At 60.9% G+C, this 24,047-nt stretch carries 15 protein-coding genes; 6 read left to right on the forward strand and 9 right to left on the reverse strand.

Translation table 11 applies throughout. The features are described 5' to 3' along the window. Nucleotides 1-5: 5 nt before the first annotated feature. The 4 genes from GEMMAAP_RS03670 to GEMMAAP_RS03685 all read right to left on the reverse strand — a co-directional run bounded on the left by GEMMAAP_RS03670 (nt 6) and on the right by GEMMAAP_RS03685 (nt 5,697). Nucleotides 6-1,880, reverse strand: coding sequence for an ABC transporter ATP-binding protein (locus GEMMAAP_RS03670; RefSeq protein WP_026850199.1), 1,875 nt, complete (start codon nt 1,878-1,880; stop codon nt 6-8). Next, nucleotides 1,877-3,241, reverse strand: a complete 1,365-nt coding sequence (locus tag GEMMAAP_RS03675; RefSeq protein ID WP_053334296.1) for a citrate synthase — start codon at nt 3,239-3,241, stop codon at nt 1,877-1,879. The genes GEMMAAP_RS03670 and GEMMAAP_RS03675 overlap by 4 nt, the downstream gene beginning before the upstream one ends. 117 nt (nt 3,242-3,358) lie before the next feature. After that, nucleotides 3,359-4,207, reverse strand: coding sequence for a sensor histidine kinase (locus tag GEMMAAP_RS03680; protein ID WP_026850198.1), 849 nt, complete (start codon nt 4,205-4,207; stop codon nt 3,359-3,361). Further along, nucleotides 4,204-5,697 carry a sigma-54-dependent transcriptional regulator gene (locus GEMMAAP_RS03685; protein ID WP_053334295.1) on the reverse strand — a complete coding sequence of 498 codons (1,494 nt, stop codon included), beginning with the start codon at nt 5,695-5,697 and terminating at the stop codon, nt 4,204-4,206. Before GEMMAAP_RS03685 ends, GEMMAAP_RS03680 begins: the two co-directional genes overlap by 4 nt. A gap of 344 nt (nt 5,698-6,041) precedes the next feature. On the opposite strand from GEMMAAP_RS03685, the gene GEMMAAP_RS03690 reads away from it, so the two are divergent. Genes GEMMAAP_RS03690 through GEMMAAP_RS03700 form a run of 3 tightly spaced genes read left to right on the forward strand, consistent with a single transcriptional unit; the run spans nt 6,042 to nt 10,098 of the window. Further along, nucleotides 6,042-8,492: a polysaccharide biosynthesis tyrosine autokinase gene (locus GEMMAAP_RS03690; RefSeq protein ID WP_026850197.1), complete on the forward strand. Its 2,451-nt coding sequence runs from the start codon at nt 6,042-6,044 to the stop codon at nt 8,490-8,492. A gap of 50 nt (nt 8,493-8,542) precedes the next feature. Further along, entirely contained in the window at nt 8,543-9,295 is a 753-nt protein-coding gene (locus tag GEMMAAP_RS03695; protein ID WP_158514720.1) for a polysaccharide biosynthesis/export family protein, read from the forward strand. A gap of 14 nt (nt 9,296-9,309) precedes the next feature. Next, nucleotides 9,310-10,098 carry a sugar transferase gene (locus GEMMAAP_RS03700; RefSeq protein WP_053334294.1) on the forward strand — a complete coding sequence of 263 codons (789 nt, stop codon included), beginning with the start codon at nt 9,310-9,312 and terminating at the stop codon, nt 10,096-10,098. A gap of 111 nt (nt 10,099-10,209) precedes the next feature. Here the strand turns inward: GEMMAAP_RS03700 and GEMMAAP_RS03705 are convergent, their stop codons facing one another. The 3 genes from GEMMAAP_RS03705 to wecB all read right to left on the reverse strand — a co-directional run bounded on the left by GEMMAAP_RS03705 (nt 10,210) and on the right by wecB (nt 16,960). Beyond that, nucleotides 10,210-10,929 (reverse strand): PEP-CTERM sorting domain-containing protein, encoded by a 720-nt coding sequence (locus tag GEMMAAP_RS03705; RefSeq protein ID WP_026850195.1) that lies wholly within the window; start codon nt 10,927-10,929, stop codon nt 10,210-10,212. A 310-nt stretch (nt 10,930-11,239) separates the two neighbouring features. Continuing rightward, nucleotides 11,240-15,520 carry a M66 family metalloprotease gene (locus tag GEMMAAP_RS03710; RefSeq protein WP_026850194.1) on the reverse strand — a complete coding sequence of 1,427 codons (4,281 nt, stop codon included), beginning with the start codon at nt 15,518-15,520 and terminating at the stop codon, nt 11,240-11,242. Nucleotides 15,521-15,835: 315 nt separating this feature from the next. Beyond that, a complete protein-coding gene (gene wecB, locus GEMMAAP_RS03715) occupies nt 15,836-16,960 on the reverse strand; it encodes a non-hydrolyzing UDP-N-acetylglucosamine 2-epimerase (protein WP_343125107.1) in 1,125 nt (374 codons plus the stop codon). Between the two features lie 96 nt (nt 16,961-17,056). On the opposite strand from wecB, the gene GEMMAAP_RS03720 reads away from it, so the two are divergent. Beyond that, complete coding sequence (locus GEMMAAP_RS03720) at nt 17,057-18,448, forward strand: nucleotide sugar dehydrogenase (RefSeq protein ID WP_026850192.1); 1,392 nt, start codon at nt 17,057-17,059, stop codon at nt 18,446-18,448. A gap of 44 nt (nt 18,449-18,492) precedes the next feature. Here the strand turns inward: GEMMAAP_RS03720 and GEMMAAP_RS03725 are convergent, their stop codons facing one another. Continuing rightward, nucleotides 18,493-19,770: a vWA domain-containing protein gene (locus GEMMAAP_RS03725; RefSeq protein WP_026850191.1), complete on the reverse strand. Its 1,278-nt coding sequence runs from the start codon at nt 19,768-19,770 to the stop codon at nt 18,493-18,495. Between the two features lie 165 nt (nt 19,771-19,935). Further along, nucleotides 19,936-20,697 (reverse strand): PEP-CTERM sorting domain-containing protein, encoded by a 762-nt coding sequence (locus GEMMAAP_RS03730; RefSeq protein WP_026850190.1) that lies wholly within the window; start codon nt 20,695-20,697, stop codon nt 19,936-19,938. A gap of 317 nt (nt 20,698-21,014) precedes the next feature. Between GEMMAAP_RS03730 and GEMMAAP_RS03735 the strand changes: the two genes are divergently transcribed. Together GEMMAAP_RS03735 and rfbB are read left to right on the forward strand one after the other, a co-directional pair. After that, nucleotides 21,015-22,334, forward strand: a complete 1,320-nt coding sequence (locus GEMMAAP_RS03735; RefSeq protein ID WP_026850189.1) for an MFS transporter — start codon at nt 21,015-21,017, stop codon at nt 22,332-22,334. Nucleotides 22,335-22,537: 203 nt separating this feature from the next. Beyond that, nucleotides 22,538-23,608: a dTDP-glucose 4,6-dehydratase gene (gene rfbB, locus GEMMAAP_RS03740; RefSeq protein ID WP_043581099.1), complete on the forward strand. Its 1,071-nt coding sequence runs from the start codon at nt 22,538-22,540 to the stop codon at nt 23,606-23,608. Nucleotides 23,609-24,047: the final 439 nt, after the last annotated feature.

Below are 24,047 nucleotides of genomic sequence, written 5' to 3' on the forward strand. Positions count from 1 at the left end.
TTCTTCTAACTCTTTTCGATCGTCTCAATTCCTGCAAGGACTCGAAAGCCTGCATTGTTTGACGAAAGATCCGCGAACGAACCGTCGCCTACTACACGCCCTTGATCTAGGACAATAATTCTATCGCAGGCTTCCACCGTCCGTAGCCGATGGGCAATGAGGATGATTGTACGACTCCCACGAAGACCGTTTACTGCTTCCATTACAGCGTCCTCAGTGATGCCATCAAGGGCGCTTGTCGCCTCATCAAGAATCAATACCTCTGGAGTATGGTAAAGCGCTCTCGCAATGCCAATCCTTTGTCTTTGACCACCACTGAGGCGGACGCCGCGCTCGCCAACTACGGAATCAACACCTTTTGGAAGTGATTCGACAAACGACAGGCATTGGGAAAGTGATAATGCCTGAAGCACCGCGTCTCGATTTATGCTCTCTGGTCGTACGCCGAGTGCAATATTCTCCGCAATCGTCGCATTAGAAAGAAAGACATGTTGAGGTACATATCCAATCTGTTCACGCCAGCTTGTGAGTCCCAAAGTGTCGAGCGACTGACCGCTTACCAGTATTTGACCCTTCTCAACTGGATAAAGCCCCAATAGCACGTCGATCAATGTGGTTTTCCCAGACCCTGATCTGCCCACGAAACCAATCGCTTCGCCTCGCTTTATTGAGAGGGATATGCCATTTAGGGCAGCATGTTGCGCGCCGGGATAAGAAAAGTGCACATCTTTCACAAGCAGGAGTGGCTCAACACGAGGGATCGGACTCTTCTCGTGGGCAGTGTTCTGCGGGATATTCTGAGTTGGCGGGATTTCGCTTGTATGAATCCAGGAGCTGTGGAGTTCCATGAGCATAGACTCATGGTATTTAATCTCCATCAGCGAAGCATAAAGCTGCTGAAATGACGGGATCAAACGAAACGCGACGAACGCAAACAGCGCAAGCGTTGAAATGGCAGAGGCTGCGCTTGTTCCTGATCCATCTGTGAGGGACAGGGCAATGAAAATAACTGCCATCATTCCTACAGGCTCAATGACGTTCCGTGGCAATGCACTGGCGAGCGTACTCTGCGCTTGGGTCTTGGCAATAAGTTTCGCGCTTGCCCTGAAAAGATGAACCGGAAGTTGAGTGCGCTCGAGTACCAAGAGTTCCTTTATGCCACCAAGTGCTTCAATCGCAATACGTGTGCGATTCGTATACGACTTTGAGGATGCCGCTCCGATTCGGGTCTGCCATTGCTTTAGTATCATAAACAGCAAGGCATAAGTGCCGCCGAACGTAAAAACTGCTATCGCTGCGGCTGAAGCGGCACGCGAGAGCAAAAGACCCACCAATGCGACAATAACGAGAGTGCGGGATCCAATGACGAGCGTTGCGGTGATGACTCGGGTCAGAGCGTCAACATTGTTGAACAGAATCTTGGTTAAGGTTGAACTGTCTGTCTTCGCATGAAACAGATATGGCTGACCTAAGAATCGCTCAAACAGCCCCACCGATACTTTGGCTCGAAGGCGATTCGCAAAGTATGCCTGATAGGTAGCATTGCTGGCCGAAACAATGCTGTTTAGGAGAACGAAGATGCAAACACTTACTCCCAGGTAAACGACCTCTTGTCGGGCCGTCTGTGCTCCAAGGTCAGTGAGGTAGCCATGCAAGCGTGGAAGTCGATCAATCTCACTCGGGTCCAGTAGTACAGCCATGAATGGCGCAATTGAGGCGACACCAACAAGCTCGGCGAGGGCCGCCGTCATACTCGTGAAGAACAGCGCAATGAGATGCAGCCGGTCTCTTCCGGTTATGAAAAGCCGAAATACCTCGCCGAGGCCTACTTTGCCCCGAGGGGGAAACTCAACCTGCAGTTCAAGATTCTTGGCGATCACTTCCGAATGCTATCCTTGCGCGCCCGCGGAAACTTATCCGACAGCGTATCGGTGTACTGACGCTCACCTTCACCAATGTAAATCTGGCGCGGCCGCGCGATCTTCTGCTCCTTGTCTAGAATCATCTCTTCCCACTGCGCCATCCAGCCGGACACACGCGCCACGGCAAACAATACCGTAAAGAAGTCCGTGGGGAATGCCATGGAGCGATAGATGAGCCCCGTATAGAAGTCCACGTTGGGGTACAGCTTGCGCGCAATGAAATAGTCGTCGCTCAAGGCAATGCGCTCCAGCTCCAGCGCAATCTCCAGGTCCTTGTCCATGCCCACCTGCGCAAACACTTCGTCGGCCAGCTTCTTCACGATGCGTGCCCGCGGGTCGTAGCTCTTGTACACCCGGTGCCCAAAGCCCATGAGGCGCTGCTCGCCTTTGCCGCTCTTTACCGCCTCAATGAACGCGGGAATGTTCTTCTTGTCGCCAATGTCGCTGATCATGCGCAACACCGCTTCGTTGGCGCCACCGTGCAGCGGGCCAAACAGGGCGGCAATGCCACCCGCTACCGCCGAGAACGGGTCAACACCGCTGGAGCCAATGGCGCGCACCGCGCTGGTGCTGCAATTCTGCTCGTGGTCGGCGTGCAGAATGAAGAGCACTTCCAGTGCCTTCACAAACACCGGGTTGGCTTCGTACTTGGGCTCCGACATGCGCGCTACCATGGAGAGGAAGTTCTCCGTGTAGCTCAAATCGTTGTCGGGATAGATGAAGGGCAACCCCTTCACGTGACGGTAGGCAAACGCCGCGATCGTCGGCAGCTTCGCCATGAGGCGAATCATGCTGATGTAGCGCTGGTGCGGGTCGTGAATGTCGCGCGCCTGCGGGTAGAAGCTCGACAGCGCCGCCGTGGCGCTGCACAGCATGTTCATGGGGTGCGCGTCGTACCGGAACCCTTCCAGAAACTTGCGGATGTTCTCGTGCACGTACGTGTGGAAGGTGATGTCGTGCACCCAGGTGTCGTACTGTTTCTGATCGGGCAGGTTGCCGTGACGCAGCAGGTACGCCACTTCCAGAAACGTGGCGTTCTCGGCCAGCTGCTCAATGGGGTAGCCGCGATAGCGCAGAATGCCCTTGTCGCCATCAATGAAAGTGATGGCGCTGCGGCACGACGCCGTGTTCATGAACGCCGGGTCGTAGCTCAGCGTGCCGAACTCGCCGGCTTCCCGCTTCACCTGCTTGATGTCGGAGGCGCGAATGTAGGTGTCGCCTTCGGGGCCTTCGGTGCGAATGGGCGCACTGTACGAGGCGCCGGTGCGGCTGTCGCGAATCTCGAGGGCGTCGGGGGCTGCAGTGGTGGGCTGGCTCATCGGAGAGTGACTACTCCAGACAACGCTGGGGAGGTGAGCAGGACATCGGGAACGCACACTATGTGCGACCGGGGAGTACGTACACCAAAAACTAAGGCCGTGCGCGCCACCGTGAGACTAGGGCCTCGGGGCAAGTCGAACGTCAAAGCCCAGGGCGGCGCCCGGGCGGCCGGCAATGGACAGATCGCGCAGCTCACTGTCCATAACGGCCAGCATCTGCTGGCACATGGCAATGCCGAGCCCGGCGCTGCTCACCAGGGGGTCGTTGGAGAGCTGTCCGTTGCGCCTCAGCTGCGCCTGCACTGAGGCGGGGAGCCCCATGCCGGTATCGGCCACGACAAATCGCACCAGGTGGTCGCCCAGCTCTTCGGCCGTCACCGTCACCGAACCGGTGGTGGTGAACTTGAGGGCGTTGGTCACCAAATTGAGCAATACACGATGCAAAGCGCCGGGGTGGCCAATGCGGCGGTCGGCGGCCGGGCCACTCCAGCGCAGCAGTAGCTGCTTTTCCTCGGCAATGGGGTGCACCAGCGCCCGGACCGTCTTCCAGACTTCGGCAATGCTGAAAGGCATGGGTGACGCCGACCCCACATCGTGGGCGGTGCCCCGGGCCACATCGAGGGCATCGTTGGTGAGCGACGCCACACCAAAGGCGGCCGAGTAGAGTAGCCCCAGCTGCTTCTCCTGCTGTGGCGTAACGGGGCCTGCCTGCCCGGTGCGCAGCCGCTCAATGAGCATGAGCATGCTGGAGAGCGGCGAGCGCAGATCGTGCGTGATACCCACCAGTAGCCGCAAGGCGTCGGGGAGCGCAGCGGAGGGCAACGGCGCACTGTCGTTGAGCGCCTGGGCGCCCTGCGCAACCAAGGCTGCAATGGCCTCGGGGCTTACATCGATGTTTTTCGCACCGACGGGTTCAGCGGTAAACCCGTCTGCCTGGTGCAGCACTTCGTCTGGTACTCCCGTCATTCAGACGCTCCCGACAGCACATCCCGCTTGAAGCCATGCTTCTCCATGAGGCGATAGAGCGTGGTGCGGTCAATGCCGGCCAGGCGCGCGGCCTTGCTCATATTGCCCCCTGCCCGGGTGGTGAGGCGGGCCAGGTATTCCTTTTCGAAATGCGCGATGAGATTGTCCTTGGCCAGGTGGAACGCCTCGTTCATGATGCCGGCTGGCAACCCTGTGTCGCTGGCCGCGCTGGCCGGCGCATCGTCGTACACCGGGATATCGTCGGGGGTAATGCTGCGCCCCCCGTCGGCAATTACGGCCAGGTGTTCAATGATGTTCTGGAGCTCGCGCACATTGCCGCGCCACGGGCGCGACTGCAGGAAGGCAATGGTTTCCGGCTCAAAGGATGGGGCCGGGGCGCCGCTGGCGCGGTGCCGTTCCCACGAGCGCTTCAAGAAAAACTCGGCCAGCAGCGGAATGTCTTCGAGTCGCTTGCGAAGCGGTGGCAACTTGATGGGTACCACGCGCAACCTATAGAAAAGGTCTTCGCGCAGCAGGCCCTGCTGTACCGCTTCCTGCGGGTCGCGGTTGGTGGCCGAAATGAAGCGCACATCTACCACGGCGTCCTGCGTTTCGCTGCCCAGCCGGCGCACGACACCGTCCTGCAACACGCGCAGCAGCTTGGCCTGCAGCGGCATGGTCATTTCGGTGAGTTCGTCCAGAAACAGCGTGCCGCCGTTGGCGACCTCCAGCAGTCCGGCCTTGTCGCGATCGGCGCCGGTAAAGGCGCCCTTGCGATAGCCGAACATTTCCGATTCAAGCAGGTTGTCGGGGAGGGCGGCGCAGTTCACCGGCACCAGCTTGCGCTGCGTGCGTCGGCTGTGCTTATGGATGAACTGGGCAATCATTTCCTTACCCGTACCACTTTCACCGCTAATCATGACCGACGCGTCGGTGGCCGCTACCTTCTGCGCCAGCTCAACCGCCTTGCGAAAGCTGGGGGACACTCCCAGCAGCGCCATGGGCTCACCACTGCCACTCTGGGTAACCAGGTTGGCCGGCTTGATGACTTCGCGGCTTTCGCGGGTGGCAGCGGCGGCGTGGGCCGCGCGCCCTACCAGTACTTGCAGGTGGCTGGCCGAGAAGGGCTTGGGGAGGTAATCCCATGCGCCGGCGCGCAGGGCGTCAATGCTGGACTGAACCGACGGATTTCCGGTCATAATGACCACAATCACGTCTTTGTGGGCCTCAACTGCCGCCTTCAGCACTTCCATGCCGGAGATGGAGTTCATGAAGAGGTCCACGAGTACCAGATCGAACTTGCGGCGGCGCACCATTTCGAGGGCTTCTTCGCCGCGTCCGGTGCTGGTCACATTATGGCCGTCCATCTGGAGGACGGAGACGCACCCTTCTCGGAGGGTGCGGTCATCGTCCACCACGAGGATGCGCATCCCCGTTCCCTTATCAGGAATGGTGGTTGCGCCGGCATCGGCGAGGAATGGATCAGTCATTGCGTATGCGGCGTAGGACGAATGCGGGCGGTGCGGAGTGAGGCATTGGTGCTGCAGGGCTGTTGCGCTCGTCCCATGTTGCCACAGGGTGTCGCACCGCAGCCGGAAATGGGGCGAATGCGGGGTAGAAGGCGAAATACCGTGACGCGTAGCCTACGTCAAGGGATTTCCGTTGCCTGCTTCCAACAGTCATCGTGTCGTGACTGCAACACTCGGCAAAAGGTCACCAATTTGTTGCAGAAACGCGGCTGGTCCGTGCGCTTACGCATCACCGTGTTGCCAACCAGATTGAACAGCCGTCATTAGCCAGACATTACGCCAGTTCCCCACGCCGTCATTTATAAATGTCCGGACAGCAGATTCAGCCCGTTTCGCCGCGCGATGTTGCGCTGGAACCATATCAGGATGGAGCCCCTCCGGCTGACTGGGGGGGCGGGCAGGAGGCAGCCCCGGAGCCCAAAGGGCCTTCGCTGGGGCGATATTTGGCGGCCATCAACCGCTTCAAGTGGCTTATTATGCTGCTTGGAATTGTTGGGGCGGGGGCCGGCTACATGGCCACCACCTTCATTGAACCCGAGTTTGAGGTGCGCGCCACCATCCTGCTGGAGCAGGGGACGGGGATAAGCAACGGCGGACAGAGTCGCGGCCCCATTCAAGCCGACGAACTGCTGCAGGCCTCGGGGTGGCAGGACTTGCTTCGCTCCTTTGCCATCGCCGACCCAGTGGTGAACAGCTTGGCCTTGTTTGTTACCCCCTCTGCCGCTGGCGACAGCACTCTGTTCCGGTCGTTCCGCGTAAGCGAGCAGGTTCCGCTCAGACCGGGTGCGTACATATTAAAGCTGACTGGCCAAACTTACACTCTGGAGACATCGGGTGGCCTGCAGGTTGAGCAGGGAGCAGTGGGCGATTCGGTTGGCACGCGTGTGGGCTTTATGTGGCAGCCCACATCACAGGCGCTGGCTGGGCGGAAAGACGTGGGATTCAATGTGCAGACGCCGCGTGAAGCGTCCATTGCGTTGATCAAGAAGTTGAAAATGAATCTGGCCAACGGTTCATCGTTCCTATTCCTCAATCTCACCGGCAACGATGCGCCGCGCACTGCGGCCACATTGAACGCGTGGGTCGAACAATTTGTGGTGGTGGCCACGGCACTCAAGAAAAAGAACGTCACCTCAGTGGCGGCCATTCTGGAAGGGCAGCGAGAGTTCGCCGCCAAGAGCCTCAACGAAGCCGAAGGCGCGCTGGAAAGTTTTCGCGTACGCACGGTAACGGAGCCCACCGAACGCCAGACCATAACCCCTGGCATTGAGCTCACCACCAACCCGGTCTTTGATAACTACTTCAGAGACAAGGTGCTGGCCGATGGCTACCAGCGCGATCGTGAAGCGCTCGAGCGCATTCTGAACGCCGGCAAGCAGGGCGCGCCCATCACCCGGGAAGCCGTGTTGAGTGTGCCCAGCGTAAACACCGACCCGGCCGCAGAAAATCTGCGGAAGGTGCTGGCGGAACAGGCAGATCGTGAGTTCAACCTGCGTCGCCTCCGCGAGAGCTACACCGACGAATACCAGAAGGTAAAGGACGAGCAGGCCGCACTGCAGACGTTGCGGACCGTCTCGGTGCCAGGCGCGCTTGATGCCTATTTGGGGCAGCTGCAGCTGCGTGAAAAAGCCCTCGTGGCCACCATTGATCGCAGCAGCAAGGACCTGCGCAACATTCCGGCGCGCACCATTGAGGAGCAACGGCTCAAGCGCCAGGTGGAGGTAAGCGATGCGATGTATCGCAACCTCAACCTCAAGGCGGCCGAAGCCAAACTGGCCGAAGCGGCCACCATTCCCGACGTCAGCATTCTTGATCCGGCCGTTGCACCCCTCAGGCCAACCAAGAACACCGCCCCGGTCATAATTTTCGCGGCAGTTGCTGCCATGCTTGGTCTTGGTGTGGTGCTGGCCATTTTACTTGATCAGGTGGACAAGCGCTTCCGCTATCCAGAGCAGGCCACGGACGATCTGGGGCTGTTTGTGCTGGGCGTGGTGCCGGTCATTCACAGCAAGGGGAAGCGCGGCAAGACGGATGAAGCTGCTCAGGTGGTGGAGTCGTTCCGCACCATTCGCATGAATGTGCGCTACGCCGCGGACCCATCGCGACCGCTCACCATGACGATTACCAGCCCTGGCCCCAACGACGGCAAGAGTCTTATCTCGAGCAACCTTGCTCTGAGCTTTGCCGAATCCGGGGCACGTACGCTGCTCATAGACGGAGACATCCGTCGCGGCGAGCTGGCCAAGACTTTTCAGATTACCAGCAAGCCGGGGCTCGTGGAATACCTGGACGGTACGGCGCTCATTGCCGAGGTACTGCATCCGGTCCAGTCGCACCCCAATCTCACGGTAATGCCAGGTGGCGCGCGTCGCCGTCGTGCACCGGAACTGCTGGCTACGCCACGGCTGAACCAGCTCATCAATCAGATGGCTGCCGAGTACGATGTGGTCATTGTAGACTCGCCGCCGCTTGGCGCCGGCTTTGATGCCTATGCGTTGGCGACCGCAACCGGTAACATGGCGTTGGTCATGCGCGCCGGCGTGACCGACCGCAAGATGGCCGCAGCCAAGATGCAGGTGGTGGATACGTTACCGGTTCGTGTCATGGGTGCGGTGCTGAATGGCATCAAGATGACCGGGGCATATCAGTATTATTCCTACTATCAGGACTATGCCGCGACCGATGAAGAGCCGGTGGCGCGTATCACCGACGGTACACGTGGAGATGGAGAGATGAAGCAGGGAGGGCGCTCGTGATGCGCCATACAGTGTTGGCCAAGCAGATTACCGGTGCCGCGTTGCTCGCCATGCTGGCGACGTTCCCGCTGCAGGCGCAGGAGGCAAGCCCCTCGGGCGCGCAGCGTGCTTCGCGTGCGGAGCTGGCCGAGCGGATATCAACGTTGGAGCGGCAGGTGGCAGGGAGCGCGCTCAAAAAGGATGCGCGAGCCAAAGCAATGGCAGAGGTCGCTGCAATAAAGGCGCGATTGCAGAGTGGTGATTTCAAGGTGGGCGATCGCTTTGTACTCACTATTCGGCAGGACAGCGTACGGTCGGATACGGTAGCCGTGCGCGACAGCCTTAAGGTCAGCATTCTCAATATTCCTGATGTCACACTGGAAGGCGTCTTACGCTCAGAGTTGGACGCGCGCATCAACTCTCATGTCGCACGATATTTGCGCAACGTGGATACGCGTACGCTCATTCTGACGCGCGTGTCCATTCTTGGTGCGGTACAGCGTCCGGGTTTTTATTATGCGGTGCCCGACCGTCCGCTGTCGGATTTGGTCACGCTGGCCGGCGGGCCGGCCCCAAACGCAAAGCTCACAGAACTAGAAGTTAACCGCGGCAGTGCTTCGGTGGTGAAGTCCAAGGACTCCAAGCGCTATCTGAAAGAGGGGCGTACGCTGGAGCAGGCAGATGTACAAAGTGGTGATGATGTTCATATTCCGCAGAAGCGAAAGATCAACTGGCAGCTGGCGGTTCAAATGCTGTTCATTCTCTCGTCGCTCACGTTTGCGTTCATCAACTTCCTGCGCTGGTACTACGACCGCGAAGTTTGAGCGTCTGATTATTCATGTCCCGATTTGAATCGGTAATCCCCATTTCCGGCGGTTCCAAGAGTGCTTCGCGCGGTGAGCGTGAGGCACCGGTTTCGGCGTCTCCGGAGATTGCCGAGTATGCCGGCGCCAACGGCCCCAATGACGACTTTGAGCCACGCGAGCGCTCGGAGCAGGCGTCACGCGTGTTCAATTTTTCTGTAGCGTTGGCCATGCTGGTGGTGGCCACGCCGGTTATGGCGGTCACGGCGGCGCTCATTCGTCTCACTTCGCGTGGGCCAGTTTTTTACACCCAGGTTCGGGTTGGCATTGACCGGCGGTGGAACCGTACACGGGCGCTGCACGAGCGGCGGCGGGAAGACCTGGGGGGCATTCCGTTCACTATTTACAAGTTCCGCTCCATGCGCGTGGACGCTGAGGTGAATGGGCAGGCGGTATGGGCCACGCAGAATGACGACCGGGTAACACCCATAGGGCGGTTCATTCGCAAGTCGCGCATTGATGAGTTGCCGCAGCTGTACAACGTGCTGGTGGGGGACATGAATATTGTGGGTCCCAGGCCGGAGCGTCCTTCAATCTTTGTGCGATTGCGGGAGCAGATTGAGGAGTATCCGGTGCGCCAGCGCGTAAAGCCGGGAATAACTGGTTTGGCGCAGGTCTCAAACCCCTACGATCGCGACCTGGATGATGTGCGGCGCAAGGTGTACTTCGACATCCAGTACATGCGTCGTCAGAGCCTGTGGGAAGACATTCGCATCATGCTGATGACGGTGCCGGTGATGATCTTCCGCATTGGGGCACACTGAGCACAATACAATAGGTAGAAGGTGACACGGAAAGCCTCAACACGTCCATTGGCTTCATAAAAAAGACCCCGCTTTTGGCGGGGCCTTCTTTATGAAGCCTGCAGAATGCGTTTACGCGACCGTATTGCGACGACGGCGTGACACAGCGAAGAGCGCCACGAGGCCAGCACCCATCAACGCGTAGGTGGAAGGCTCTGGAACAACCGTACCGCCTCCACCGATCTGTACGAGGAACGACTGGCGCCCGTCAATCGCCGCACCGTTGCCGTTCGCCCACTCATTCCGGTCAACCAGGATCATCCAGCTGTTGGAATACGCATTGGCAGCCTTGTTGAACGGACTCGCACTGGCCGCGCCATTGTTCGACGTGTTCCAGATGTCGGTCTGACGAGTGTTGTTGTTGGCCGTGATCGCGCCCGTCATATCGTAGCCGCTCGCTCTCTCGACCATATAATTGAGGTCCAGCACATTGATCTGGTCCCACTGAGCAGCGCGCAGACCGTCAACAACTCCCGCATTGGACAGGAAATCACCGAAAGATAACAGCGTGTAGTTCATGTTCGTGTTGTACGCGAACTGGCGCTGGCTGTCGAAGCAATAAAGGATCAGATCCTGAGGCACCGTCAAAGCTTTCGGTATGCCAGTGACAGTTGCGCGCCAGCCACCGCCGATCGTGCTGAAGCCGGCCGGGTTAGCCCGGGCGACCCAGTCGGCTTGGTTGTTCAGATTGCTGATGTTGACGGTGACGTTGGCAGGCGTCTGCGCGCCAACCGGCAGGCTCATCACGCTGACGGTCGCCACCGCGAGCAAAGATTTCGAAAAAAGCTTCATCGTACATTCTCCAAAAACGGGAGTGGCGGCGCCGGTGAGTCCTTTGTGCTCACCAGAAGCCCATGGCCGGCGGATAGCTTTCGCCGTTCGGAAACATTAATAGCAAACCATGTGCCGCCGATTCTATCGCTTGTCTTCCGCCGCCTAGTATTTCTCGCTTATTGGAAATAATTCGCAATGCCTTGATTGATAAGCACTTATGGCTATCCCTGGAGAGAGAAAATCCGCGGGGGCCTTTGCGTTGAAAATCAGTTGTCAAAAAGCAGCGGCACAATCGTCAATCTGCTGCAACAGGTGTGGTAGTCACGCATCAGAACAAAATTTTCTTGCTTCGGACGCCATCAGACAGAACCACGTCGATCCGGTTGCTTCCCCCAACGAAACTGTCTCCAGGCTTCCGCAAAAAGGCGAGTATCTGCCCGGTGTCTCGATCCCGAACCATCGCCATCCGGAAGGTCCGATCATCCCACGAGACTTGACGGCGTTGACCGTCAACCCTCGTAATCTTTGTCGCTGGGAGCTCGCGGGATTGAATGGTGTCATTCCCTCCAAGCAGTAGCGCGCTCCGCTTCCCTTCAGCCGACACCAAAGCCAGCGGTGATCTAAGGGAGCGGACTACGACACGTGCGATCCGCTCACGGGCAGACGCTTCGAGTGGTACGACAACAGCGAACTGCTCGCTCACGTCCTCGCTGGCATGATCAACATGATCCATCATGAAGAGTCTATGAGCAATCATCACTCCCATGTCGTCATACAGTTCGACTTCATGGGTTGGGCGCGCCGGTTCAGCCGTTGCGCGAGTTCTCACGGGGAAACTCGGCTCAAGTACGTACCCCGAGCTTCCGCCGTGCCCCCAGACCAGCAGACCCTCCTCAATGCCAGCGCTCACAACCGAACCCGAAATCGCCCTCCACCCTGCAACTCGTCCCCATGTCCAGTCGCTGACCCACTGATTCCCGCAATAACCCATAATATCCGTTGCGGTCGGGGATACAGCGCTATTGGTTAACGAATTCCAGCCCCACGCGCCGGTGACGCCTCCACTGTATGGGTAGGCAGAGGTGCCCGATACGCCACACGGGGCATGTGCCAGCGCGAAGTTGTGTCCCAGCTCGTGCGCGGCGATGTTTTTTGCCGATGGGAAATTGTCCCATCCCACTGCCGCACGACCAGGCTGATTTCCGTAGCCTGCAACGCCAGATCCGTAGGTTGCTTTCACTACTCCGTAGTAATGGAGTGTGCTGGTCGCACCGTCTGCGGCCCTCAAAGCGTTCATTTCGTTCAGCACCGTAATCCATGCTCCATTGCCATTGCCGGATTGGAGAGCCGCTGCGCTTGACGTGAAAGGCGCGCGCACGGTCGCACGAACTTCTTTCAGTGGATGAATCAGCTTTGCCAGTTCCAAATACTGTTCCTTGTTTGCGTCAGAGACATTGCCCGTCAGTCCCTGAACGGTAACCGGCACGAACCGAACATCGAGGGCCGCAACGTCGATGGTCGCGATCGCTGCCGGGGCCCCCGTTGATGGCCAGGTATTATCGGTGCGATTGGTCTCGCCAAGGGCATTTGACGGATCTATGTCAGCGAGAATACGAAGCCCCGCGCGAACATTCGCGGCTGGAATGACCGTGTTCCAGCTTGAGCCCAACACCCCTTCACTTATCGCGGTAGGAACCGATGTGGCAGGCGCTGCGATCGTGATTGTTGACAGCAGGGTGGTATTATCGTACACCCGTAAGCGAACACTCGGTCGCACACTGTTCGCCGCATCGGCGCGAACAAAGACACGTACGAGCGCGTCGCGACCAACGACCATTGCCGTGGTACCTGCCCAGTTCTGTACCGCTTGGGTGAGGTACACGTTTTCAATCATCAAATTCGGACTCCCTCCACCGCCACCGCTCACTGCATAGCTGAACGACGCGCTGCTGGTGCCACCCGTAGTAACCGTGGCATTCGCACTGGCCGGCGTTGGGGTATATGTGCTGCCGCTGTACACCACCGTCGCCGGCGTAATGGTGTACGCGCCACTCGGAAGTGAATCCGTTGTCACGGCCCCGGTAATGCTACGAGTGGCGGCGCCAGTGAGGCTGAAGGAAGGCGTTGCACCCATCGGCAAGCCGCTGGCACTCAGGGTGAGCCGGCCAAACTGCCCCGTATACGTGACCTGCGCCGGCTGCGCCACCAACGAGGCCGTCACGGTTACCGTGCGCGAGGTGGGCGACGGCGTGTAGCTGATGCCCGACGCCGATACACTCGACGCCGACACGGTATAGGTGCCAGGCGTCAGGTTGGTAATCGTCGTCGTGGCGGTTACCGAACGGCTGAAGGCATTGGGTCCGGTGACTGTCACGTTGCCATTCGTCGCACCGGGCAAGCCGCTCACCGTAACGGCAATGGCCCCGCTGCTCAGCGCGTATGTAACGGGAAAGCGCAGCGTATCACCCGCCAGCACGGTCTGATCGTAACTCGCGGGAGTGGGCGCGTAGCTGGAGCCACCGCTCACAATGCTCGCCGCAGTAAGGCGCCACCGACCGGCCGCTGCCGAAGAGAGCGTGGTGGATGTGGTGGGGTTGGTCACCACATTCGTGGGCGACGTAAGCGTAAGCGCTGCACTGCCGCCACTCGGTACGCCGCTGGTGTTGATGATCACCACCGCTGGCATGGCGCTATAGGTGGCCGTGCTGTTGCTGGAGGTATTGGTGGTAACCGTAATGGTGCCCGCTGACACCGCGCCGCTGTAGCTGCCCAGGGTGGTGCGAATGGTACGGGCAACCACGGTATAGGTGCCTGTGGGGAGTGCAGCGAGCGTGGTGGACTGAGCGACCACCTGCGAATAGCTGTTGGGGCCTGTGACCAGTACATCACCCACGGCGCCGGCGGGGAGGCCGGCGAGCGTGAGCACAATGCTCCCGGTCTGCGAGGCGTAGCTCACCGGCGCTGCCTGCGCCACCTGCGATGCCGTAACGGAGACGGTACGGGTTGCAGGCGACGGTTGATACGTAACGCCGCTCACCGTAATGGCCGATGCCGAAACGGTGTAGCTGCCCGGCGGCAAGTCGGTAAACGTCTGTGTGGCGGATACAATGCGGGAGAAGCCATTGGGGCCGGTTACGGTAACCACGGCCGTACCGCCGGCAGGCACACCACTGAGGCTCACCGCAATGGCGCCGGTGCTGATGGCGTAGGCCACCGGGAACTGCGCCGTGTCACCGGCAAGTGTTGCTTGCGATGATGACGTGGGCGTGGGGGCGTAGGAGAAGCCGCCGCTCTGTATACTGGCCGCACTGAGTGTCCACGTGCCCGACGTACCTGAGATGAACGTAGAGGCGGAAACCTGGGCAGGTGCCACGCCCGGTGCCGTCACCTGCACCGCAGCGGCCGCGCCCGATGGCACGCCGCTCAACGTGACGCGCGCCACGGCTGGCAAGGCGCTGTAGTTCACGGTGCCGGCAATGGTACCACCCACCGGCACGTTGACAATCTGCGACGCCGGTGATGGGTCGTAGGTGCCGAGTGTGGTGCGCACGCGCTGCGCAGAAAGGATGTAGCTGCCGGCAGTGAGTCCGGCAATGGAGCTACCTTGTGTCATGGTGCGCGTGTAGCCGTTGGGGCCGGATATCAACACGCTGCCGTTCGCGCCAACCGGTACGCCGGTAACCGAAAGAACCAGCGTGCCAGAGGGCGCGGCCACGGCGGAGTAGGTCACCGGTGCCGCCGCCGCGACCAGGCTGGCCGTTACCTCAACAACACTGGAGGCCGGCGCGGGCTGGTACGTGGTGCCACTCACCGTTACCGCCGATGCCGCCACGGTGTAGCTGCCTGGGGTAAGCCCCGTGAGCGTGGTGGTGCTGGTGAGCGCGCGCGTGAAGCCGCCTGGCCCTGTCACCGTGACTGTCCCGCTGGCACTAACCGGCAATCCACTCACCGACACCGCAAGCGCGCCACTCGATAGCGCATAGGGCGCGGCGAACCGCAGCTGATCGCGTGAACGCAGGGTGCCCGTTTGCGACGAAGGGGTCACGCTGTAGGAGTAACCACCCGCTGAGACCGTTTGGGCAACTAGTGTCCACTCACCAGTAACCGTCGTTTCAATGGTGTCGCTGCCGGTCACGACGGCACTGGCGCCACCGGGGCCACTCAACGTGATGTTGGCCGGTGTCCCATTGGGGAGTCCCGAAACAGCCACCACAATTTCCGAGCGACGCAGCGAGAGGCGGAACGACGTGCGCACGGCCTGCACGGTGGCAGCCGCTGAGATCACCAGCTCCTGCGTGGCCAGTTCGGGCACCCATTCTCCTTCTGGCGTGCTCACCGGGCTCACATTCACCTGGTATCGACCCAATGGCACACCGCTCACGGTGCCACTGGTGGTGAGCCGCCGTTCAAAGCCATTGGGGCCAACAATCACGATGTTGGCCGATGCCGTCGTCGGCAGACCGCCCACCTCCACCGCCACAATGCCGGTAAGGCCGTTGTCTTTCGCGATGGGGGTGGAGGGATCCGGAGCTACAGGCGCCGTGGCATCACCACTGCAGGCACTGAGCAAGAGGCCGAGCGAAACAACAGCAGCAAAGCGGGCGAGCATATTGGTACCACAAAAGGGCGAAGTCGGTGAGCTTCATCGCATCACTCCGAGGACGAGCGACCCTTGCTGTGGTTTGCTAAAAATGCCGGGACCGTAACAGCATTGGCTGAGCACACAACATTGTCAGGACAGATCGCGCGTGGCAGCCCCGACCGTGACGGTACGCACCTTGTGCGGTATATCACTCTTGAGGGCGCACTGTTACGGCGCCGCGCTTCGTGTCACTCCGGCGGCGCATTGCCGCCGGAGGGTATTGTGGTCATAGCCCGGTGTTGTGCTGTTCGTGCCGGGAATGTGATACCAGCATTGTCTGTGTCAGGGGCGATCGAGCAGCGCCTGAGCCACACGCTCTCCAGCCTTGCCGTCCCATCCCGCAGGGCGTCGTGGCGGAACGGAGCGTATGGCCTGTGCCACAAGCCCCGACAGTGTGGTCAGGTCGTGCACCAGCTGGTTCGTCCCTTCGACCACGGTGATGGGGCGCTCTGTGTTGGGGCGCAGGGTGAAACAGGGAATCCCCAATGCCGTCGTTTCTTCCTGCAAACCACCGGAATCGGTAATGACGGCGTGCGCGTTGCGCACAAGGTCCAGCATTTCGAAATAGGCAATCGGATCCGAGAGAGTGATGCCGCCAAGGTCGATTCCCAGTGCCTTCAACTGCTGTTGTGTTCGTGGGTGCGCCGGGAAGAATACCTGCCGTGTCTTTGCCAGTTCGACAAGTTCGGCACACACGGTCCGGAGTCGCTCGGCGTCGTCCACGTTGGACGGACGGTGCAGCGTGACCACAATGTGATTGCCAGTGGCGCCAAGCTTTTGGGCAAACCCGGTCTGTTCTGCCTTGGGGAGCGACGTGAACAGTGTATCAATCATGACGTTGCCCACGAAGACAATTTCATTTGCCGGTTCGCCTTCGGCCCGCAAGGTGGCTTCGGCATCGGTGCTGGGGGTGAGCAGCAAATCCGCCAGGCGATCGGTGACCAGTCGATTGATTTCCTCCGGCATGGTACGATCATTGCTTCGCAGCCCTGCCTCAACATGGGCAATACGTACGCCAAGTTTGGCGGCCACGATGGCCGTGGCCATGGTGGAATTCACGTCGCCGTACACCACCAACCAATCGGGGCGGTGCTCGAGAAGTACAGGTTCGAAGCGTTCGATGATGCGCGCCGTCTGGGCCGCGTGACTACCCGACCCCACTTCGAGATTCACGTCGGGGGCAGGGATATCGAGGTCACGGAAAAATCCTGCCGACATGGCTTCATCGTAGTGCTGCCCAGTGTGTACGATGATCTGCTCTATGCCAAGGGCGCGTGCCGCTTTATGTACCGGAGCCAGCTTGGGAAAGTTTGGCCGTGCACCGACGATATGAAGTATTTTCAAGATGAGTCCAAATTTGAGTGAAACCCGCGTCTCATACGACGACGACGGCGGACCGGCTGTCACGCCAAAAGTATCGCTCGGAGCGGTCTTCCGAAGGGTTCGTTTCACTCAAAGTGCTCGACAGCAATCAAACATTTACGTAACCAGGCCACCCACACGATGCCGCAACACCTCACCAACGACCGCGACTTTTCACAGCAGCTCATCGCGCGTATAGCAGACAGGAGCGCCGTCATCGGGGTGATCGGCCTCGGCTACGTGGGCCTCCCGCTGGCCATGGAATTCGTGCAGGCGGGCTTTACGGTCATTGGCTACGACGTGAGTCAGCGGGTGGTGGACCTGCTCATGGCCGGGCAGTCGCACATTCAGGATATTGCCGGCGACACGGTGCAGGCGGCGGTGGCGCAGGGGCGGTTTGTGGCCACGACGCAGGAAGATCGGCTGCGGGAGTGCGAGGCCATCTCCATTGCGGTGCCCACGCCGCTCTCCAAGACGCGGGACCCGGACATGGCCTTTGTGCTGAGCGCGGCGGACGCGATCGCGCGGCAGGCCCATCCGGGACTGTGCGTGGTGCTGGAGAGCACCACGTACCCGGGCACCACGCGGGAACTGCTGCAGCCCCGCCTGGAAGCCCAGGGGCTCACGGTGGGGCGCGACATCTTCGTGGCGTTCAGCCCCGAGCGGGTCGACCCGGGCAACCCGGTCTACCACACCAAGAACACACCCAAGGTGGTGGGCGGCATTACGCCGGCCTGTGTGGAGGTGGCCACGGCGCTATACCAGAGCTGCATCGACACCGTGGTGCCGGTCAGCTCGCCGGAAGCGGCGGAGCTGGTGAAGCTGCTGGAAAACACCTTCCGGGCCGTGAATATCGGGCTGGTGAACGAAATCGCGATTGTGTGTGACAAACTGGGGGTGAACGTCTGGGAAGTCATCGACGCCGCTGCCACCAAGCCCTTCGGGTTCATGAAGTTCACCCCGGGCCCGGGCATTGGCGGGCACTGCATTCCGCTCGACCCCCACTATCTCGCCTGGAAGATGCGCACGCTGAACTACAAGACGCGCTTCATCGACCTCGCCAGCGAGATCAACTCGCACATGCCGGAGTGGGTGGTGGAACGTACGGCCGCCTCACTGAACGACGTGTCCAAGGCGGTAAACGGCAGCCGCATTCTGGTGCTTGGTGTGGCGTACAAGCGGGATATTGACGATGTGCGCGAAAGCCCGGCGCTTGACATCATTCGCCTGCTTGAGCAGCGCGGAGCCCACGTGGAATTCCACGATCCGTTCATTGCGTCTTTCCGAGAGGATGATGGACATGTACGCAACGGTGTGGAGCTCAGCGACGAGATGCTTGCGTGGGCTGATGCCGTGGTCATCATTACCGATCACAAAGCGGTGGATTACCAGCGCGTCGTGAATCAAGCCACGCTCATCATGGACACGCGGAACGTGACAAAGGGGCTCGCCCCGGGCCGCGCCCGCATTCGCGGGCTGGCCGACTCGCCCGACGGTCGGTACGAGCGACGCGCGCTTCCGCGCGATCGGTGAAAAACAAAGAGGCGCCCACTGGGCGCCTCTTTGTTTTCGTGAGTTCAACTCACCCGCTTCGTCTTCTTCTTCAAAAAATCCATCAGCACGAACTGCCCCAAACTCATGGTGTTCGTGAAGTACGCCTTGCCGCGGCTGATCTGACTCATCTGCTTCACGAACTCCACCAGCGCGCGGTCTCGGGCCAACATGAACGTGTTGATCATGATGTTGCTCTTCCGGCACGCCGCCACTTCACGCAGCGTTTCGGCAATCACGTAGCCGTCCAGCCCCATGCTGTTCTTGTAGATCTGCCCGTCGGGCATGCTCAGCGCACTCGGCTTGCCGTCGGTAATCATGATGATCTGTCGCATGTCTTTCTTTTGCGACATGAGAATACGGCGCGCCAGCTTGAGCCCTTCGGCGGTATTGGTGTGGTACGGCCCTACCTGCGCGCGCGCCAACGTGGAAATAGGAATCTCCTCGGCGCTGTCATGAAAGAGCACCACCCGAATGGTGTCACCGGGGAACTGCGTTTTTATGAGGTGCGTTAGCGCCAGCGCCACCTTCTTGGCCGGCGTAAAGCGATCTTCGCCGTACAGAATCATGCTGTGCGAAGTGTCCAGCATGAGCACCGTGGCACAGCTTGAACGGAACTCGCTCTGCCGCACCATGAGATCCTTGTAGTCGAGATCAATGGGCACATCGAGTGAACCGTTGCGTGCCAATGCATTGGCCAGCGTGGCCGGCACGTCCAGGTTGAGCGTGTCGCCAAACTCGTACGGCTTGCTCCACGCGTCGCTTTCCACGCCCGTGCTCAACTGCGGCGTATCGTGGCTGCCTACGCTGCTCTTGCCAAAGCTGCCCAGCAAATGGCGCAGCGTTTTGAAGCCCAAAAAGTCGACACCCTTGTCGGTGAGGTTGAACTGCACATCCTTGGCCGCCGCCTGGGCAATGGAGCCCTTACCGGTCACCGGCTGGTGGCCACCGGGCACGTTGGCGCCCTGGTCGGTGGACAAAAAGCCGTCCTGAATGAGGCGCTGCACCAACCCGTCCAGCAGCTCGGCCAGCTTCTCTTCGCTTACCGAGTCCCCTTCGCCTCGCAACGCCTGCAGCATTTCGGGGGTCAGCTGCCCGCTCTCAATGAGCGCGCGCAGAATGGCGTCCTTGAGGGAGTCCACACTGCGGTCGCTCTCTTCTTCGCCGGGGTCGCCCCAGTATCCCTGATTCCCCCCCGCAAAGCCCGACTGCAACAGAAAGTCGGCCAGCTGGTCGAGCAATGCCTGCAAGTCGACGGCGTCGGCCAGCTGGGGGTTGAACTTGGTGTACGTATGAAACCGCATGGGGTGCCTCAGCAGACGAAGACAGCAGAATAGCAACTATACGCTTGGTGCCCCCTCCATGATCCCGCCAGCGCCAAAAACAAAACCCCGCCGTCCGGCAGGCCGGACTGACGGGGTTTCGTTCTGTTGTACCGGGTGAGCGTCACGCCCACCCACTGGAGCGAATCAGCCCTGCGTATTCCCGTTACGCTTGCGGCGGGCGCCGAAAAGGCCGAGCACGCCGAGGGCGCTGGCCAGCAGCGTGACCGTGGCCGGTTCCGGCACTACCGTGCCCGCCGACGTGGTCTGCATGGCGATGTCGTCGAACTCGAACGCCGCCTGGTTGGAGTAGAACTTGAGCTTCCGGAAATCCTGCGCCGCCGAGGCGTCGAGCGCGAAGTTGAGGCGGCGGTTCGACTGCTGCGCCGTCTGGTTGCCGTACATCGTGGTGAGCTCCTGACCAAGGATCTCCTTGAGCACGTTGCCGTTGGCGCCAATCAGCTGGACCTTCTGGCTCGAGGCGTAGTTGTCAATGGAGCCCCAGTAAAAGCTCAACGACGACACGCTGTTGTAGGAGTTGCTCGAGAGCCACGACGTGAAGTCGATGGTGATGGGGCTGTTGGGGTACGACGTGGTGGTGTAGAAGCCGCCGCCCGACATGCTGGTAGCCGGCTTGGCCCACTGTCCGGAGGCACTCACCGTCTTGCAGCCGCCACCGGAGATGGAGATACCGGCAGCCAGCCCTGTGGTGCTGAAGCCGTTCCCGGCGTTCCCGGCGGAGCAATCGTTGAAGTTCAGAATGTTGGTCTGGCCAGCCGTCGCCGTAAACGTCGACAAAGGTCCCACGCCCGGGTCCGGCGCGCCGTTCACCGAGGTCGCCGTGACCTGCGCGCCCGCGGTGGAAGCGACAGAAGCGAGCAGTGCAGCGCCTGCAAAAATTGAACGCATGGTGATCTCCAAAAGGATTGTCCGGCATTTGCCGAGTCTGCCTGCGGGGCAGGCTCTGGCTTACGGAAGTATGAATGGCAACTCATGTGCCGCCTGTCACCACGTGGGGGCGGCGGCCGGAGGCATTGCGCAGGTCATTGAATAGCAGTCACTTAACGAATATGTGACGTGGTGCAGTCTGCCCGTGAACTCATCATCATGTGCCACACATCCGACAGCGGTGTGGTGATCTTCCCACACGGATGGGTTTGGTCTGGTTGGACGTCATTGGCAAAGCCCCAGGCGCGAAACGGGGCCAGTGCCAACGATATTGCGACGTGCCCACGCCCCCCGCCAATCGCTCCGCCAACCCGTTCCGCGCCCTCGGGCGACACCGGAATTTCCGGATTTTCTGGACTGGGCAGACGCTCAGTCTGATCGGCTCCTGGATGCAAACCATGGCCGTGGGGTGGCTGGCGCTCCAGCTCTCCAACTCGGCGTTTGTGGTGGGACTGGTGGCCAGCGTGGGCGCCATTCCCATTGTGCTGTTCAGCATGCACGCCGGGGCGCTTATTGATCGCGGCAACCGCCTGCAGATTGTGCGCTTCACCCAGGCGGTGTTTCTGGTCCAGGCCAGTGTGCTCTGGTTGGTGACCTACACCGGCCACGTGAACATCCCGCTGCTGCTGGGGCTGCAGTTCGTACAGGGGCTGGCCAGCGCCGTGGAGATTCCGGCGCGGCAAAGCATGATTGTGCAGCTGGTGGGGCGGGACGACCTGCAATCCGCCATTGCCCTCAACTCCAGTGGCTTCAACCTGGCGCGCGTAGTAGGCCCCGCGGTGGGCGGCATAGTCATTAGCCAGTTCGGCATTGCCTGGTGCTTCGGGCTGAACGCCTTGAGTTTTGTGGCGGTGTTGTGGGGACTTTATCGGATCACCATTCCGCCGGTACAAGGTCAGCATAGCGCTATTTCCGCAAGTGAACAGAATACCCTCGCCACGCCGCTGGTGACCGGGGCACTCGCCCCGCAGGCGCTCTCCGCCACCCTGCGGCAGGCGTCGGCCGATGCTGCCGAGGGGCTGAGGTATCTGCTCAAGAAAGGGGATGTGCGGGATCTGCTGCTGCTTGTCACCACCGGTGCGGTGTTTGGTGGGCCGTTTCTCACGCTGCTGCCGGTGGTGGCCCGCGACCAGCTTGGGCTGGGCGCCGGCGGCTACGGCGTGATGCTGGCGGTGGTGGGGGTGGGCGGGCTGGTGGCCGCGCTGCTGGTGGCGGGGCCGCTGTCGCACCGCGCCCACAAAGGGCCGGTGCTCATGGCGGCGGCCATGCTCTTTCCCACGCTGCTGCTGATCTTTGCCTACACCCGCAACGTGTCGGTGGCCTACGCGCTGCTCTTTGCCGCCGGGCTGGCCATGATCACCTGGAACGCCCTCTCCAACGGCGTGCTGCAAATGATGGTGGAGGAGCGGTTCCGCGGCCGGCTCATGGCCTTCTACTCCCTGGTGTTTGTGGGGCTCTCACAGGCCGTGGGGTCCTTCGCCATTGGGGCCCTCGCCCGCCTCTTCAACGCCTCGGCGGCTATTGCGCTCTGCGCCGTGGTGCTGCTGGGGGCCAGCACCCTTACCATGCGCCGCTCGCAGTTTTGGCGGCGGGTGTAGGGGCGCAGGGCGCTCCGCCGCACCTGGAGCGCCGTCGCGCTAGAACCACCACGCAGTTCCCCCAAGCCCGCCTTCACCCGGCGGGCTTTGCTTTTTTCAGGGCCTTCACCCTGACCGCCTTTCTCCTGCTCCCTGGTGGCGGTTCTCCCTGCTACCCGCCTCCTGCTCCCCGCCCCCCGCCCCTTGGTGGCAGTTTACACCTCATGCCCGTCCCCCCCGCCCAACCTCGCCGCCTCCTCGTCACCGGCGCTGCCGGCTTCATTGGCGCCAACTTCGTGCACCACTGGCACGCCCGGTTTCCGCACGACCCCCTCGTGGTGCTCGACGTGCTGACCTACGCCGGCCGCCGGGGCACGCTGGCGCCGCTGGAAGCACAGGGGGCGCTCACGTTCGTGCACGACGACATCGGCAACGGGCCGCTGGTGCGTGAGCTGCTGGCCACGCACCACATAACGCACGTGGTGCACTTTGCCGCCGAGAGTCACGTGGACCGCAGCATTGCCGCCCCCGACACGTTTGTGCGCACGAATGTGTGGGGCACACACACGCTGCTCGAGGCGGCGCGCGCCGTGTGGTGCCAAGGCGGCCGCTGGCGCGAGGGGGTGCGCTTTCACCACATCAGCACCGACGAAGTATTCGGTGCGCTGGGTGCGCACGACGCACCGTTCACCGAGGCGAGCCCGTACCATCCCAGTTCCCCCTATTCGGCCAGCAAAGCGGGCGCTGATCACCTGGTGCGGGCGGCCGGCAACACGTACGGACTGCCGTACGTCATAACACACTGCGCCAACAACTACGGGCCGTATCAGCACACCGAAAAGCTGCTGCCGCACATGCTGCGGCGGGCGTTGATGGGAGAGAAGCTGCCGTTGTACGGCGACGGCCTGCAGCAGCGCGAATGGCTGCATGTGCACGACCATTGCGCCATGCTGGAGCGGGTGTTGCTGGCGCCAGGCGTAGAAGGGGAGTCATTCAACCTTGCCGGCTACGACGAGCGCACGAATCTCGACGCCGTGACGCAGCTGTGCGCCGTGCTGGACGCGCGTTTTGGCGCCGACCCGCTGCTGGCTTCGCGATACCCCGCCTGTCCGGCCGCGCGCGGGGAGCCCTGCATCTCGCTGCTGGCGCATGTCACTGACCGCCCAGGTCACGACCGGCGGTACGCGCTAAACGGCGACAAGCTGCGGACTCGATTGGGTATTGGTCCGCGCATTCCCTTCGCGCAGGGGCTGGCTGACACGGTGGATTGGTATCTCGCGAACGCCGGCTGGTAATAGGTGTGGGGCCTTAACAGCCTTACGAGGACTGCTCCGTGTGGGCGGACTGAGCGTCCGTACGAGGACTGGCTCCGGCATGATTCCAGCGGCGTACCGCTCTGGCTGGGCTGTTCATTCCTTTGATTTTTGGATCTCGCGGAGGTGGAGCGTGCCGGTCGAATTCACCGTCGCAGTCCTCGTCCGGACGCCGTATCCGCCTCATCGGGACAGTCCTCGTAATGCAGTGCTGCGGTGCCAGCCCGTGCACCGGTGTTGGTCGCGAGCTGGGTTCGAACGTCCGTACGAGGACTGGCTCCGGCATGATTCCAGCGGCGTACCGCTCTGGCTGGGCTGTTCATTCCTTTGATTTTTGGATCTCGCGGAGGTGGAGCGTGCCGGTCGAATTCACCGTCGCAGTCCTCGTCCGGACGCCGTATCCGCCTCATCGGGACAGTCC

This window comes from Gemmatimonas phototrophica, from assembly GCF_000695095.2.
GTDB classification, from domain to species: domain Bacteria; phylum Gemmatimonadota; class Gemmatimonadetes; order Gemmatimonadales; family Gemmatimonadaceae; genus Gemmatimonas; species Gemmatimonas phototrophica.

Coding starts and splice junctions, on each gene's coding strand:
- GEMMAAP_RS03675 (WP_053334296.1), bottom strand. CDS start 3,241: ATGAGCCAGCCCACCACTGCAGCCCCCGACGCCCTCGAGATTCGCGAC.
- GEMMAAP_RS03690 (WP_026850197.1), top strand. CDS start 6,042: ATGTCCGGACAGCAGATTCAGCCCGTTTCGCCGCGCGATGTTGCGCTG.
- GEMMAAP_RS03720 (WP_026850192.1), top strand. CDS start 17,057: ATGCCGCAACACCTCACCAACGACCGCGACTTTTCACAGCAGCTCATC.
- GEMMAAP_RS03725 (WP_026850191.1), bottom strand. CDS start 19,770: ATGCGGTTTCATACGTACACCAAGTTCAACCCCCAGCTGGCCGACGCC.
- GEMMAAP_RS03710 (WP_026850194.1), bottom strand. CDS start 15,520: ATGCTCGCCCGCTTTGCTGCTGTTGTTTCGCTCGGCCTCTTGCTCAGT.
- GEMMAAP_RS03705 (WP_026850195.1), bottom strand. CDS start 10,929: ATGAAGCTTTTTTCGAAATCTTTGCTCGCGGTGGCGACCGTCAGCGTG.
- GEMMAAP_RS03695 (WP_158514720.1), top strand. CDS start 8,543: ATGCTGGCGACGTTCCCGCTGCAGGCGCAGGAGGCAAGCCCCTCGGGC.
- GEMMAAP_RS03730 (WP_026850190.1), bottom strand. CDS start 20,697: ATGCGTTCAATTTTTGCAGGCGCTGCACTGCTCGCTTCTGTCGCTTCC.
- GEMMAAP_RS03685 (WP_053334295.1), bottom strand. CDS start 5,697: ATGACTGATCCATTCCTCGCCGATGCCGGCGCAACCACCATTCCTGAT.
- GEMMAAP_RS03680 (WP_026850198.1), bottom strand. CDS start 4,207: ATGACGGGAGTACCAGACGAAGTGCTGCACCAGGCAGACGGGTTTACC.
- rfbB (WP_043581099.1), top strand. CDS start 22,538: ATGCCCGTCCCCCCCGCCCAACCTCGCCGCCTCCTCGTCACCGGCGCT.
- GEMMAAP_RS03700 (WP_053334294.1), top strand. CDS start 9,310: ATGTCCCGATTTGAATCGGTAATCCCCATTTCCGGCGGTTCCAAGAGT.